The sequence below is a fragment of the Paraburkholderia sp. SUR17 genome (assembly GCF_029536165.1).
Classification (GTDB): Bacteria; Pseudomonadota; Gammaproteobacteria; order Burkholderiales; family Burkholderiaceae; genus Paraburkholderia; species Paraburkholderia kururiensis.
Window position 1 is genome coordinate 2,224,367 of the sequence record NZ_CP120509.1, and the last position, 13,284, is coordinate 2,237,650.

Sequence of the window (13,284 nt, forward strand, 5' to 3'; positions counted from 1 at the left end):
TCAGTGAGCGAGGATCGGTTCAGCTGCGTCTTCGAAGCGGCGCGCGGAGAAAGCCGGCAGTTCGTCGGGCATGGGATGTGCCCCGGCAATCCACGGGGCAATGCGCAGCGCGTGGGCGGCCGCGAGCGTCACGCCGCTGTGGCACGTCACGACGAACGCGCCCGGATGCGCTTCGGACTGGTCGTAGATCGGAAAACCGTCGGGGCTGTAGACGCGCAGCGCGGCCCACATGCGCACGAGGCGCACGTGACGCAGCATCGGAAACGCACGCACGCCGCGTTGTGCGATGTCGCTCAGCACGCGCGTGGTCGTGAAGTCGTTGAAGCCGACCTCTTCCATCGAATCGCCGAATTGCACGGTGCCTTCGTCGGTCTGCCGCACGTTCAGCGTCGGGTAGTGAAGGAACGGTGCGACGCGTTCGCTGACCAGCACCTGGCCGCGATTCGGCGCCACGGGTGCATGGAGTCCGACCAGCGGTGCGAGCGCGCGATTGCCGAGCCCCGCGGCCAGCACGAGGCGCGCCGCGCGATACGTGCCATGCCGGCCGTGCACGACGAAGCCGCCCTGCGTGCCTGGCGCCGCATCGATGCGCGCAACGTGCTCGCCCGACACGAGCCGCACGCCGCGCCGCTGCATGCTCACGTGCAGTGCGCGCAGCAGCTTGAGCGGATTCACGTGGCCGTCCATCGGCGTGTAGCTCGCGCCCAGCACGGCGGGGCCTACGTCGGGCAACCGCTCGCGCACTTCGCGGTGATCGAGCATTTCGAACGGGTACTCGCCCAGTTCGTCGCGCAAGGTGGCAAGGCGCCGCTCGCGCTCGGCGAGTTCGTCGTCGGAAAAGCAGAAGTGGAAGCCGCCGGGCTGGCGCAACGCAACGTCCACGCCGCTTTCTTCGAGCAACGCCGCCGCCAGCGACGGCCAGCGCGTCGCCGAACTGCGCGACCAGCGCGCATACGGCGAAAGCCCGTAGCCCTTGCCCTGAATCCACACGAGGCCGAAGTTGCCACGCGACGCGCGAAAGCCGCCGTCGTCTTCATCGAGCACGGTCACGCGTGCGCCTTCGCGGGCAAGGCCATAGGCCACGGCGGAGCCGACGAGACCGCCGCCCACGACGAGCACGTCGGCGCTTGTGCTGACGCTGGTTTGCACAGCAGACGTCATCGAACTTCTCCAATCAGGATGCGATCGAGGCCCACCAGCCGGTCAAGCACCACCATCAGCACGACGGTGCCCACGATCAGCACCGCCGACACCGACGTGACGAGCGGATCGATGGTCTGCGCGATCTGGTTGTACATGGCGACGGGCAGTGTCGTGGTGCCCGGCGTCGCGACGAAAATGGTCATCGTGAGTTCGTCGAAGCTCTGGATGAACGAGAGCAGCCAGCCGCCCGCCACGCCCGTGCGGATCATCGGCAGCACGACGCGGCGAAACGCGGTGAAGCGGCTTGCGCCGCACGAAAGCGCGGCACGCTCCGCGTCGCGGTCAAGCCCCACCGCAGACGAAAGCGCCAGCCGCAGTGCATACGGCAGCACGATCACCACGTGCGTGGCGACGAGCGCCCAGAACGAGCCGCCCAGCTTCAGCAGCGAAAGAAAGCGCAGAAACGCGATGCCGAGCACGACAGCGGGAATCATCATGGGCGAGAGGAAGAAGCCCATCAGCGCGCCGCGGCCCGGAAAGCGGTAGCGCGCAATCGCGAGCGCCGCGGGCACCGCGAGCACCACGCCGATGGTGGCCGCCGCGAACGCGAGCCGCACCGAAAGCCAGAAGGCCGAGACGATGTCGCCGTTTTCCAGGATCGCGCGAAACCAGCGCAGCGAGGCGCCGTCAAAAGGCATCGAGATATAGCCCTTGTCCGTGAACGCGACCAGCATCACGACGACGAGCGGCGCAAGAATGAACGTGAGAAACAACGCGTTGTAGGCAAGGCCCAGGAATCCGTTCTGTTTCATGGCGTCTCCGTGGCGCTAGTCGAAGATGTGCTTGAAACGACGTTCGGCGAGGCGGCTGCACCCCATCACGATCGCCACGTTCGCCATCAGCAGCAGCACCGCGATGCTCGCGCCGAGCGGCCAGTTCAGCGTGCCGAGAAATTCGTCGTAGGCGGCCGTGGCCACCACTTTCAGGCGCCGCCCGCCGATCAGCGCGGGCGTGGCAAACGCCGAGGCCGACAGTGCGAACACGATGATGGAACCCGAGAGCACACCCGGCAGAATCTGCGGCAGCACCACGCGACGAAACACGCGCAGCGGCGATGCCCCCAGCGAACGCCCTGCCCATTCCACCTGCGGATCGAGCTTTTGCAGCGTGGCCCACACTGACATCACCATGAACGGCACCAGCACGTGCGTAAGCGCGATGATCACGCCGGTCATCGTGAAGACGAAGCGGATAGGTTCGTCGGTCACGTCGAGCGCGCGCAGCACGCTGTTGATCACACCGTTGTTGCCGAGCAGGATCTGCCAGCCCAGCGTGCGCACCACGACTGAAATGAGCAGCGGCCCCAGCACGATCAGCAGACAGATGGACTGCCACGGCCGGCGCATGCGCGCGAGCACGATGGTTTCCGGCACGCCGAGCACGATGGAGAGCAGCGTCACGGCAAACGCGAGACCGGCCGTGCGCAGGAAGATCGTGCCGTAGTACGGGTCCGTCACGACTTCGAGGTAATTGCTCCACGTATAGCCGGGCTGCACGCCGGCCACGTCGCTGAACACGTGAAACGAGAGCATGAACGTGAGCAGCAGCGGCACGAACAGCAGTCCCACAAAAAGCAGCAGCGCGGGCGCGGAGAGCAGCCAGGGCGCGGCACCGCCGCGCGGGTCGTCAAGCGTGGCCATGCGTGTCCTCCCGGCCCAGCACGCGCAGGTCGTCGTCGGTCCAGGCGAGTGCGACTTCGTGGCCTTCGTCCGGCGGCGGTGCGCCGTAGTTGGGCTGCGCCACGTGCATGCGGCCCAGCGCCGTGTCCACCACAAGCAACCATTGATTGCCGACGAACACACGCGTCACGACGCGGCCGATCAACCGTCCATCGCCCGCACGCGCATCGCCGTTCACGAGCCGCACCTTTTCGGGCCGGATATAGACGTTCACCGCGCCATCCACGTGACGCCCTTCGTGCGGCACGTGCAGCGTGGTGCCCGCCACCGCCACTTCAGCGCAGCGCGGATTGCGGCGCAGCACCTCGCCTTGCAGCGTGTTGGTGCGGCCAAGGAACGTGGACGCGAACGGCGTGGCGGGCCGCTCGTAGGCATCGAATGGCGTGCTGAGTTGCGCAATCTTGCCGCCGTGCATCACGGCGATGCGGTCGCTCATCGTCATCGCTTCCACCTGATCGTGCGTGACGAGGATCGTGGTAATGCCGAGCCGCTTCTGGATGGCACGCAGTTCGATGTGCATCTCCTCGCGCAGCTTCGCATCGAGGTTCGACATCGGTTCGTCGAGCAACAGCAGTTCGGGCTGCATCGCGATGGCGCGCGCAATCGCCACGCGCTGCCGCTGGCCGCCCGACAGCTCCTTCGGATAGCGCGCGTCGAGCCCGCGCAGCCGCACGAGTTCGAGTGCCTCGGCAATGCGCTCCTCGCGCTGCGCGCGCTTCATCTTGCGCATTTCCAGGCCGAAGCCGACGTTGCCCGCCACCGTCATGTGCGGAAACAGCGCGTAGCTCTGGAACACCACGCCGATGCCGCGCCTTTCGGGGCGCTCATGCGTAATGTCGCGGCCATCGAGCGTGATGCGGCCCGTCGTGGGCGAGACGAAGCCCGCCACCATCTGCAGCGTCGTCGTCTTGCCACAGCCCGACGGCCCGAGCAGCGAGAGAAACTCGCCGCGCTCAACCGAAAGATCGATGTGCTCGATCGCCGTGAAGTCGCCGTAGCGTTTGGAAATGCCTTGCAGGGTCAGGAAGCTCATCAACGTTCATCCTTGCCGGAAGCACGGGCGCGCACGCGGCGCGCGTTTGCATGCGATGTGCCGCTCACCGCTCGACCGAACGGTTCCAGCGTTCGGTCCACTCGGTGCGATGCTGATTGATCGTGGTCCAATCCATTGTCGTGAGCTTCGCGATCTGATCGGGGCCATACGGCACACGTGCGGCAACGTCGGGCGAAAGCTTCACGGTCTTGTTCACGGGACCGAGGCCAATGCCCTGCGCCTGCAACACCTGCACTTCGGGGCTCAGCAGGTACTGCACGAACTGCTGCGAAAGCTGCGGCTGCGCGTTTTCCGCGAGCACGCAGGCGGCCACCTGCAGCGCGACGCCGCCTTCCTTCGGGTAAATGAACTTGAGCGGGAAGCCCGTGTTTTGCAGCGCCACCGCGCGACCGCTGCCGTAGGGCGCGACGATCACGTCGCCGGACTGCATGAGTCCGTCCATTTCGCCGGGCGTGGGCGCCCACGAAAGCACGTTGGGCGCGACCTGCTTCGTCATCGCGGTGAAGCCGGGGTCGATGTTCTTTTCGCCGCCGCCGTTCATGCGCGCGAGCATCACGAGCGTGTGCAGACCGTAGGTGTTCGTGATGGGCGGCACGCCGAGCTTGCCCTTCACATGCGGGTCTTCCAGCACCTTCCACGAATCCGGCGCGGGCAGGCCCAGCTTCTTGAACGCCTGTTCGTTGTAGCCGATGCCCGTTGCCACCATGCCCACGCCCACCGCCGTCGCGCCCAGGCGTGCGAGCGGATAGAGGTCTTTCATGACGGGCGCGTCGTCCACCTTCGCGCACAGGCCGAGTTGCATAGCCTGGTACATGGGGCCGTCATCCATCACGGCGACGTTGATCTGCTGGTGGCCCTTTTGCGCCTGCAGTTTCGCGAGCGTGTCGCTGGAGTTGCCCGCGACGTAGACGATCTTCACGTCATGCGCTTTCTCGAACGGCGGAATGATCTTCTGGCGATAGAGCTGCTCGTTGGAGCCGCCGACGTTGGCGACGTACAGCGTGGTTTCGGCCTGCGCGGCAAGCGTCGTGGCGAAGACGCCGGCGACGGCCAGCGCGGCGGCAAGCACGTGCGGCAATGAAAGGGAACGGTGGCGCAACGCTTTGTTCATGACGGCGATCTCCATTCGTATGTGGGGAGCGGTGGTTCGGCTGTGTACCTCCCGCCGATGCATCGAAGTCTCGCGCGCAGCAACCCATATCGTCCAATACGAATAAAATACCGACCTATGCAGGGTTGATATACCCCAGGGTTTGCCCCGACGCATGTGAATACGGGCGTGCGGTCGCACGGAAACAGGAGAACCAACGTTGAATCTCAAGCACATCGAGGCATTTCGGGCGGTGATGGTGGCAGGGTCCATGACCGCGGCAGCCAAGGCGCTCTTCACCTCGCAGCCGAACGTGAGCCGCCTGATTTCGCAGCTGGAACGCGAGACCGGGCTCACGCTGTTTCAGCGCACGGGCGCCCGCCTCATTCCGACGAGCGAAGGCACCGCGTTCTTCCGCGAAGTGGAGCGCGCGTATGTGGGCCTGCAAGGGCTCACGAATGCGGCGGCGCAGATCCGCAACCTGGGCACGGGGCGCCTGCGCATTGCGGCCATGCCCTCGGCCGGGCTCACGCTCGTGCCGCATGCCATCAAGCGGTTTCAGAAGCTTTATCCGGAGGTCACGGTGTCGCTGCATGTGAACACGTCGGGCACCGTGAATCACTGGACGGCCTCGCAGTTCTGCGACCTGGGCGTAGCGGTCTACATTAGCGAAGCATCGAACTGCGAAGTGGAGCCGCTCTCGAAAGTGCCCGCACTGTGCGTGCTGCCCGCCAACCACCGGCTCGCGAAGAAGGCCGTGATTCGCCCCGCGGATCTGCAAGGCGAGTCGTTCATTTCGCTATGCCAGGGGGACGGCACGCGCACGCAGATGGACGAGGTGTTTCTGCGTGCGGGCGTGGAACGGGTGCTCGCCATCGAGGCGCAGTACACCGCGATCTGTTGCGAGCTGGTGCGCTGCGGACTGGGTGTCACGCTCGCGCATCCCATCGTGGCGCGCGACTTCGCGGGGCCGGATATCGCAATTCGTCCGTTCTCGCCCGCGGTGCTGTTTCCCACCTATCTGCTGTTTCCGCCGAACCGTCCGCGCGACAGGCTGGCCTCTGCGTTCGTCAAGGTGCTGCGCGAGTTGCACGAGGAATTGCTGGATGAAATGAAGATGAAGGTGACGGAAGGCCGAGCGGGTCAGCCACGCGGCAGCGGCAGTGATAACCGCAGCAACGACCGCAGTGGCAACCGCAATGGCAGCCGTGCGGTTAAATCGGCGCCCGCGCGGCGTCTGCGGTCCGCGGGCTGAGTGCTGCCGCTAGCTACAGCGGATGCGCACTGCCCGCCTGGGCCAGCAACGAAACGGCCGCGGCATCGGGCAGGCCATTGGAATCGATCGCGCCCGCCTTCGCGAGCGCATCGAGGTCGCTATCCACGCCAGGCTGCCCCACGACGAACGGCGTCGTGAGAAACGACGGCTGCGCAAGCGTCACGGTGTAGCGCTGCTGAAGGTTCGCGACCACGGCGGACTGCGCCGCCAGCACGTTAGTCCCGTTCGAAAGCGCCTGCTGGAAGTGCGTATTGTTCGGCAAGCTGGCGACAAGACCGCTCACCGATGTGCCGAGTTGCGCCGCGAGGTAGACGAGCATGAGTTCGGTCTCCGGCGTCGTGTTGATCGTGCCGCCTGCGAAGACCACCGAATGCAGCGTCGTGCCGGCCGAGCTTGCGGCCAGAATGCAGGGAAGCGAGGCATTGAACGTGACGCTGTAACGCCCGCCGCTGTCCGATGTGGTGGAGGCGGAACCGTCCGCGCAACCGAAACTCACCGCGGCGCCGGCGAGCGCCCGGCCCGTCGCGGCCGTGCCCGAAACGCCGACGCTCGGCAGCGGGCCTGTGCCGCCGCCGCAGCTATCCATGCCGAAGCACGCCGTGCCGTTGCATGAGGCGAGCGAGACGGACGTAACGAGAGCAGCCGCGGACAACGCCGCGGCGAGAGGTCGAACTAAACGGACGTCTCGAGCATTCATGGCTGCCTGTCCTCAGGAGAAGAACCCGCGTGCCGGATGCCAGATACGGACCGGCGGTGTTCCTGATTTTAGGCGCCATGCGGGATGTGTGGTGCATGGCCTGGGTGGCGCGCCACGCGCTTCTCTGACGAAACACGGCGTGGCGCGCGGTCGCGGCTCAATGGTGCAGGAAGAGCGACGGCGTGCTGGTGGTCGTGGAGGATGCGGCGGCCACGCCGGATTGCGCGCTACCCGCCGCCATGCCGCCCATCGACTGCATGGCGAGCGTGCTGTCGTCCTGCGCGGCCACCTTCGCTTCGGCGGCCTGGATGTCGGACGGGTAGTGCACGTCGTTGTTGCCAGGCCGATAGCCGGCCTTTTCCACCTGAATCAGATCGGCACGCACTTCGGCACGCGTGACGGGCGCATTCGCGGTCTGCGCGAAAGCAAGGACGGGCGCGCTCAGGGCGCAGGAGAGCAGCAGGGCACGGATCAGGGTCTTCATGGTATTCACCTCCGGGAGCATAGCGGCCGTGTCCACCATGGACCGGCCTTCGGGCTCTCCACGCTGTGGTCGGTGAAGAGTTGTACCCATTCTGGTGTTCCCGCACTGTCCGGAAGCTGACCCGTGGATTACAAGTTTGTTATCTAAACCGGCGCTAGCGACGTGCAAGACTGCGCCGTCACGCCTGCGTGCCCTTCCTGCCTCCACACCCCCACCCCTTCGGCCTCGACCACCACCCGGCAAGGCGCCTGCTCCACGAGCGCCGTCTCGCCCGCCGCGAAATCGAACGACACGCCCGCCACCTCCACGCGCGCAAAGCGCTCCCCGTTGCGCAGTTCAACGGATTCCACCCGCGCGTCGAACCCACACGACCCCTCTTCGAGCCGCACGGCGCGCGACGTCACACGCCACATCACGTGCTCGCCCACCGCGATGGATCGGTCCGACGTTTCGATGGCGAGCCGTTCGTTCACCTCGATCACGCCCGGCGCACGCATCACGCCGCTGCCCACGTTGCGCAGCCCCAGCAGGTCCGCCACGCGCATGTTCGCCGGCCGGCTGAAGACGTGCTCCACCGTGCCCGCCTGGAGCACGCGGCCACGTTCCAGCACGAGCACTTCGTCGGCGAGCAGCGCGGCCTCGTCGGGATCGTGCGTGACGATCACCGTGACCGCCGAGAGCTCGCGCTGCAACTCGCGCAGCGACCGCTGCAAGCGGCGGCGACGTGGCGTATCCAGCGCGGAGAACGGTTCGTCGAACAGCAGCACGTGGCTGTGGCGCGTCAAGGCGCGCGCAAGCGCCACGCGCTGGCGCTGGCCGAACGAGAGTTGATGCGGCAGCCTGCCGAGCAGCGTGGCAAGACCGAGATGCTCGACCCAGTAGCGCGCACCCACGGCATCGGCATCCACGGGAAAGGCCAGTTGCTGGGCCACCGTCATGTGCGGGAAGAGCCCGTAGTCCTGCGGCATGTAGCCCACCTGCCGGCGCTCCGGCGGCAACGCGCCCAGGTCGCGTTCGCCCAGTTGCACGCTGCCCGCTTCGTTGTGTTCGAGGCCCGCAATGAGGCGCAGCGTGAGCGACTTGCCGGAGCCCGAAGGCCCGATGATCGCGAGGCGGCGCGTCGTGGGCGCCCAGTGGACGTCGAGGCTGAACGGGCCGAGATGCTTCGTGAGACTCAACGTCAGATTCATCGGCAGACGCTGCGCCGCCGCGTCCGCCACGGAACACGCCGGCGCGAATGCCGCCTCGTCGCCGTTCGCGGGCCGCGCCAGGGTCTTCGTATCGCGCACGCCGCGGCTGTACACAGAGAGCATGGCGCACGCCACGGCGATCACGAGCGTGGGCAGCAGCAGCGGCATCATCGCGGGCAAGCCCTGTCCACCGAAGACGACGTAGGTGTACACGGGCAGCGAGTACGGGTGATACGCGACCATCACCGTCGCGCCGAATTCGCCGAACGCGCGCAGCCAGGCGAGCGCGAGCCCCGCCCGAATCGCGGGCCATGCGACCGGCAGCGCCACGCGGAAGAAGCGACTGCCCGCGCGGTGCCCCAGCGTGGCCGCGACGTCTTCGAACACGGGGTCGATGGACGCGAACGCCGAGCGCGCCGCCACGATCAGAAACGGCGCGGCCACGAACGTTTCCGCGAGCACGATGCCCGCGAACGAATCGGTGAGCACGCCGTTCGTCAGGCGGCCAATCCAGCTATACGGGCCGAGCAGAAACAGCAACAGCACGCCGCTCGTGAGCGGCGGCAGCGCCAGCGGCAACTGCACGACGAAGCCGAGCAGCGCCATGCCGCGCGACGACGAACGCGCAAGCCAGTAACCAAGCGGCACGCCGCCCACCAGAATGACGAGCGCCGCCACGCTCGCGCTCGCAGCCGACACGCCTACTGCGGACCACGTTGCCCGCCAGTCCACGCCGGCCCAGTCCGCGTGCCCGATCTGCGGCACGCTCGCCACGAACGGCGCGCACAGATAGACCGCGAGCAGGATGGCGAGCGCGAAGAGCGGCCGCCCTGCCGTGCGCTTCATTGGGCGGCGTCGATGACGGCCTGCACCGAAGACGGCATGGCCTGCACGTTGCCGACCACCTTCGGGCGGATCACGTCGACGCCATGCTCGTGCAGCAGCGCACGGCCCTGCGCGCTCAAGAGGAAGTTGACGAAGCGCGTGGCGCCCGCCTGGTTCGGCGCGTCGGACAGAATGGTGAGCGTGTAGCTCGCCTTGATCTGCAATTCAGGCGCTGGGTGCACGGCGGGAATCTTGAGGTCAGAGGTCTCGGTCGAATAGAAGAAGCCGGCATCGAGCTGGCCCGATTGCAGCCGGCCCACCAGGGTCTCTTCGGGCAGCACCTGATTGGGGTTCTCGGGCGCGCCGAGCGTCTTTTCGACGAGGTCGGGCTGGCCATACAGCTGCGCGGCCTTCGTCATGAGTTCAACCGTGAACGCGCCCTTGGGGTCGAGCTTCGGGTCCGTGCGGCCAATGCGGATGCCCGGCTCCTGCAACACCTGGTCCCAGCGCTTCGACTTGAAGGCCGCGGCAAAGCGGCTCTGCGGGTTGTAGCCGACGAGCAGCGGCGACTCCGCGAAGTTCACGTACCAGCTCACGTGGTCGCCGTTGGCCGCGCCCGTCAGGCTCGCGTTGACCTTCGGGCTCGCGCTGATGAACACGTCGCCGCGCCGCAGCTTGCCACGAATTTCGTTGGCGATCTTGTTCGACCCCGCCGCGTAGCCGCGAAAGCGCAAGCCGGTTTCCTTTTCGAACGCGGGACCGACGCTGCGCTCCATGAGATTGACGAGCGAGCCCGCGTAGAGAACGTTGACGGTTCCCTCGTCGGCCGCCCGGGCGCTCTTTGGCGCCACGAGACCCAACATTGAACTCAACAACACGCCGCAAACAACGAGCTTGCGCAACATGGCCTTCCCCGTACCGTTATAGAGAGCGATATATTACGACGCTTCCACATTCTGTCGCGCATTCCGTGCGCGCCCCGGCCCGCCTTGCCCGTCGCCCGGACGGTCGATCATGCCGCTACTGACGCAGATCAAGGGTCAAAAGTCAGACAAGGCAAAAATTCAGTTGCGCCGCCCGCTGTTGCGCTCGATCGAATCTGTCCATCGGCAATGACCCGGTCATGACACTACCCCTGCACACCGCCCCCGAAACGCCGCACGTGACCCGCCAACGGTCAGGCGCGCTGTCGCGCCGGGCCGCGGCATCGGCCGTGGCCAGCACGCTTGCCACTGTGTTTTCCCCCGCGCTTTCCACCTCATTTGCCACCACACTAGCCGCCGCGCTAACCGTCGCACTCGCGGCCTGCTCGCTCGCGCCGCACTACGAACGTCCCGCCCCGCCGGTGCCCGCAGCCTGGCCCGCCGACACGTCGGCCCCGGCTGCGTCGTCCCCGGGCGGCTCGTCGGTGAATCAGATCAGCTGGCGCGACTACTTTCCCGACCCACAGCTGCAGGCCTTGATCGACGAGGCGCTCACGCATAACCGCGACCTGCGCGTGGCCGTGCAGCGCGTGGAGGAAGCCCGCGCGAGCTACGGCATCCAGCGCGCGGACCAGTTTCCGACCGTCAACGCCGGCGCGACCTATGGCCGCTTTCGCGCGCCCACGGGCTTTCTCGCGGGCATGGGCGGCAGTTCGTCGATAACGGGCAGCTTCTACAGCCTGAGCGTCATGGAAAGCAGCTGGGAGCTGGACCTCTGGGGCCGCGTGCGCAATCTCAAAGACGCGGCGCTGGAAAACTTCCTCGCGAGCGACGCCTCGCGCCGCGCCGTCACCGTGAGCCTGATCGCCCAGGTGGCCGACGCCTACCTCGCCCTGCGCGAATACGACGAACGCATCACGCTGGCGCGCGAAACCATGACGAGCCGCCAGGAGTCGCTGCGCATTGTCCGCCGTCGCTTCGAAACCGGCGCCGTGGCGCGGCTCGATCTCACGCAGGCGGAAATTCTGCTGCAACAGGCCGAAACGCTCGACGCTCAGCTCGAACAGGCACGCGCTACCGAGGCCCACGCGCTCGACCTGCTGCTCGGCGCGCCCGCGCAGTTGTCGCCGGCCACCGCGCCGTTGAACGACGCCAGCGTGCGGCCCGACCTGGGCGCGGGGCTGCCGTCCGATCTGCTCGAAAACCGGCCCGACATCGCCGCCGCCGAACATCAGCTGCGCGCGGCCAACGCGAACATCGGCGCGGCGCGCGCGGCGTTCTTTCCGCGCATCACGCTCACGAGTTCCTACGGCACCACGAGCACCGGCCTGCACGACCTGTTCAGCTCGGCCAACGGCGCGTGGCTGTTCCTGCCGAATCTCTCGGTGCCCATCTTCGATGCGGGCCGCAACCGCAGCAACCTCGAGCTCGCGAAGGCGCGCGAGCAGGAGGCGGTGGCGCAATACGAGAAGAGCATCCAGGCCGCGTTTCGCGACGTGGCCGACGCGCTTTCCGCACGCGACTGGCTCGAGCAGCAAACCCGCATTGCGCGCGCCACGCTCGCCTCGCAGAGCGAGCGGGCGCGGCTCGTGAAGCTGCGTTACGACACGGGCGCTACGCCCTTCCTCGAAGTGCTCGACGCGCAGCGCGACCTGCTCGCCGCGCAGCAACAGCTCGTGCAGACGCGCCGCGCGCTGCTGGCGAGCCGCGTCGCCTTGTTCGCGGCGCTGGGCGGCGGCGTGCCGGCCGGCGCAGATTCCAATCAAGAGGGTTCCACGCCATGAAGCTTCAACCGAGGAAACTGCTGCCCGCCGCCGCACTCGTGCTGATCGCGGCCACGGCCGGCTATTACGCGTGGACGCGTCTACACGACGCCGGCCCCGGCGACGGCTTCGCGAGCGGCAACGGCCGCATCGAAGCCACGCAGATCGACGTGGCCACCAAGCTGGCCGGTCGCGTGGAGAGCATCTTCGTGCAGGAGGGCGACTTCGTGAAAGCGGGCCAGCCGCTCGCGAAGATGGACGTGAACGTGCTCGACGCCCAGCTCGACGAGGCGCAGGCAAAGCAGCGCGGCGCGGTGAACAGCGCGGCGAGCGTCGAGCAACTGATCGCACAACGCGAAAGCGACGTGGCGGCCGCCCAGGCCGTGGTCGCGCAGCGCGAAGCGGAACTCGATGCCGCGCAGCGCAAGCTGGCGCGCTCCGAAACGCTCTCGCGCGAAGGGGCATCGTCCATGCAGGAACTCGACGACGACCGCGCCCGCATGCGCAGCGCCGACGCCACGGTGCGTGCCGCGAAGGCGCAGGTGGCCGCCGCGAAGGCCGCCGTGGACGCGACGCGCGCACAACTGGTGGCAGCACACTCCGACGTGGCCGCCGCGCAAGCCACGGTGGCCCGCGTGAACGCCGACATCGACGACAGCCAGCTCACGGCACCGCGCGACGGCCGCGTGCAATACCGCGTCGCGGAGCCGGGCGAAGTGCTCGCGGCAGGCGGTACCGTGCTCAACATGGTCGATCTGTCCGACGTCTACATGACCTTCTTCCTGCCCGAAACCGTGGCGGGCAAGGTGGCGATGGGCGCCGAAGTGCGCCTGATTCTGGACGCCGCGCCGGGCTGGGTCATACCCGCCACCGTGACGTTCGTCGCGAGCACAGCGCAGTTCACGCCGAAAACCGTGGAAACCACGAGCGAGCGCGAAAAGCTGATGTTCCGCGTGAAGGCGCAGATCAGCCGCACGCTGCTGCTCAAGCATCTCGAACTCGTGAAGACCGGCGTGCCCGGCGTGGCGTGGGTCAAGATCGACCAGAAGGCCGCGTGGCCCGCGAAGCTTGCGGTCAACGTGCCGCAGTAAGGCCGCCTC

The 13,284-nt window shown here is 67.1% G+C and carries 12 protein-coding genes; 3 read left to right on the plus strand and 9 right to left on the minus strand.

Features of this window, described 5'->3' with window-relative positions:
- From P2869_RS27240 to P2869_RS27260, 5 genes are all read right to left on the minus strand, one after another.
- Positions 1-1,161 carry an FAD-dependent oxidoreductase gene (locus P2869_RS27240; RefSeq protein WP_277598534.1) on the minus strand — a complete coding sequence of 387 codons (1,161 nt, stop codon included), beginning with the start codon at positions 1,159-1,161 and terminating at the stop codon, positions 1-3.
- Positions 1,158-1,955, minus strand: a complete 798-nt coding sequence (locus P2869_RS27245) for an ABC transporter permease (protein ID WP_017775212.1) — start codon at positions 1,953-1,955, stop codon at positions 1,158-1,160. The genes P2869_RS27240 and P2869_RS27245 overlap by 4 nt, the downstream gene beginning before the upstream one ends.
- 15 nt (positions 1,956-1,970) lie before the next feature.
- Complete coding sequence (locus tag P2869_RS27250) at positions 1,971-2,843, minus strand: ABC transporter permease (RefSeq protein ID WP_277598535.1); 873 nt, start codon at positions 2,841-2,843, stop codon at positions 1,971-1,973.
- Positions 2,830-3,915 (minus strand): ABC transporter ATP-binding protein, encoded by a 1,086-nt coding sequence (locus P2869_RS27255; protein WP_277598536.1) that lies wholly within the window; start codon positions 3,913-3,915, stop codon positions 2,830-2,832. The genes P2869_RS27250 and P2869_RS27255 overlap by 14 nt, the downstream gene beginning before the upstream one ends.
- A 64-nt stretch (positions 3,916-3,979) precedes the next feature.
- The gene (locus P2869_RS27260) at positions 3,980-5,047 is read right to left on the minus strand and encodes an ABC transporter substrate-binding protein (RefSeq protein ID WP_277598537.1); all 1,068 of its coding nucleotides are present in this window, start codon (positions 5,045-5,047) and stop codon (positions 3,980-3,982) included.
- 199 nt (positions 5,048-5,246) lie between these two features.
- Between P2869_RS27260 and P2869_RS27265 the strand changes: the two genes are divergently transcribed.
- The gene (locus P2869_RS27265; RefSeq protein ID WP_277598538.1) at positions 5,247-6,281 is read left to right on the plus strand and encodes a LysR substrate-binding domain-containing protein; all 1,035 of its coding nucleotides are present in this window, start codon (positions 5,247-5,249) and stop codon (positions 6,279-6,281) included.
- A gap of 13 nt (positions 6,282-6,294) precedes the next feature.
- Here P2869_RS27265 and P2869_RS27270 read toward each other — a convergent pair whose 3' ends face one another.
- From P2869_RS27270 to P2869_RS27285, 4 genes are all read right to left on the minus strand, one after another.
- Entirely contained in the window at positions 6,295-6,999 is a 705-nt protein-coding gene (locus tag P2869_RS27270) for a hypothetical protein (protein WP_277598539.1), read from the minus strand.
- 157 nt (positions 7,000-7,156) lie between these two features.
- Complete coding sequence (locus P2869_RS27275) at positions 7,157-7,483, minus strand: DUF4148 domain-containing protein (protein ID WP_033351106.1); 327 nt, start codon at positions 7,481-7,483, stop codon at positions 7,157-7,159.
- A 143-nt stretch (positions 7,484-7,626) separates the two neighbouring features.
- Entirely contained in the window at positions 7,627-9,519 is a 1,893-nt protein-coding gene (locus P2869_RS27280) for an ATP-binding cassette domain-containing protein (RefSeq protein WP_277598540.1), read from the minus strand.
- Positions 9,516-10,403 carry an extracellular solute-binding protein gene (locus P2869_RS27285; RefSeq protein WP_277598541.1) on the minus strand — a complete coding sequence of 296 codons (888 nt, stop codon included), beginning with the start codon at positions 10,401-10,403 and terminating at the stop codon, positions 9,516-9,518. Before P2869_RS27285 ends, P2869_RS27280 begins: the two co-directional genes overlap by 4 nt.
- 218 nt (positions 10,404-10,621) lie before the next feature.
- Between P2869_RS27285 and P2869_RS27290 the strand changes: the two genes are divergently transcribed.
- A complete protein-coding gene (locus P2869_RS27290; RefSeq protein ID WP_277598542.1) occupies positions 10,622-12,205 on the plus strand; it encodes an efflux transporter outer membrane subunit in 1,584 nt (527 codons plus the stop codon).
- Positions 12,202-13,275 (plus strand): efflux RND transporter periplasmic adaptor subunit, encoded by a 1,074-nt coding sequence (locus P2869_RS27295; RefSeq protein ID WP_126879131.1) that lies wholly within the window; start codon positions 12,202-12,204, stop codon positions 13,273-13,275. The genes P2869_RS27290 and P2869_RS27295 overlap by 4 nt, the downstream gene beginning before the upstream one ends.
- Positions 13,276-13,284 lie beyond the last annotated feature (9 nt).

Bases quoted from the DNA above. Each gene is read 5' to 3' on its own strand.
- P2869_RS27245 (WP_017775212.1), bottom strand. From the start codon at position 1,955: ATGAAACAGAACGGATTCCTGGGCCTTGCCTACAACGCGTTGTTTCTC.
- P2869_RS27240 (WP_277598534.1), bottom strand. From the start codon at position 1,161: ATGACGTCTGCTGTGCAAACCAGCGTCAGCACAAGCGCCGACGTGCTC.
- P2869_RS27280 (WP_277598540.1), bottom strand. From the start codon at position 9,519: ATGAAGCGCACGGCAGGGCGGCCGCTCTTCGCGCTCGCCATCCTGCTC.
- P2869_RS27275 (WP_033351106.1), bottom strand. From the start codon at position 7,483: ATGAAGACCCTGATCCGTGCCCTGCTGCTCTCCTGCGCCCTGAGCGCG.
- P2869_RS27270 (WP_277598539.1), bottom strand. From the start codon at position 6,999: ATGAATGCTCGAGACGTCCGTTTAGTTCGACCTCTCGCCGCGGCGTTG.
- P2869_RS27260 (WP_277598537.1), bottom strand. From the start codon at position 5,047: ATGAACAAAGCGTTGCGCCACCGTTCCCTTTCATTGCCGCACGTGCTT.
- P2869_RS27295 (WP_126879131.1), top strand. From the start codon at position 12,202: ATGAAGCTTCAACCGAGGAAACTGCTGCCCGCCGCCGCACTCGTGCTG.
- P2869_RS27250 (WP_277598535.1), bottom strand. From the start codon at position 2,843: ATGGCCACGCTTGACGACCCGCGCGGCGGTGCCGCGCCCTGGCTGCTC.
- P2869_RS27285 (WP_277598541.1), bottom strand. From the start codon at position 10,403: ATGTTGCGCAAGCTCGTTGTTTGCGGCGTGTTGTTGAGTTCAATGTTG.
- P2869_RS27255 (WP_277598536.1), bottom strand. From the start codon at position 3,915: ATGAGCTTCCTGACCCTGCAAGGCATTTCCAAACGCTACGGCGACTTC.
- P2869_RS27290 (WP_277598542.1), top strand. From the start codon at position 10,622: ATGACACTACCCCTGCACACCGCCCCCGAAACGCCGCACGTGACCCGC.